1 protein-coding gene is annotated in these 434 nt (G+C 66.6%); it reads left to right on the forward strand.

The window, feature by feature from the left end:
- Positions 1-149 precede the first annotated feature (149 nt).
- Positions 150-434 (forward strand): acyl carrier protein (locus AC1DYG_RS19865; RefSeq protein ID WP_477641566.1); only part of this gene is annotated, 285 nt, incomplete at its 3' end.

Genomic DNA, 434 nt, shown 5'->3' on the forward strand with positions numbered 1-434 from the left:
CGATCCCGCGTACCTCCAGCGGCAAGATCGCACGGCGGGCCTGCAAGGCCGCTTACATCGAGGGCACCCTGCGCGGCGGATACACGCAGACAGCCTTCCCCGACAGCGTGTGACTTCCAGTTCCTTCCCGACGGGTAGCGTGATGAGTGATGGCTGAAACAGAGATGACAGTCGCGCAGCTGCGCGAATGGCTACGGAACTGGGTGGCCGAGGCCACCGGGCAACCGGTGAGTCAGATCTCCGACGATCGTCCGATGGAGGAGTTCGGGCTGTCGTCCCGCGACGCCGTCGCGCTGTCCGGCGAGATCGAGGAGCTGGTCGGCATCACGCTGGCCGCCACCGTCGTCTACCAGCACCCGACCATCGCCTCGCTGGCCACCCTGATCGTCGAGGGTGAGCCGGAGGTCGCGGACGTCGCCGAGGATGCTTCGTAC

This window comes from Pedococcus sp. P1_H8, from assembly GCF_056405175.1.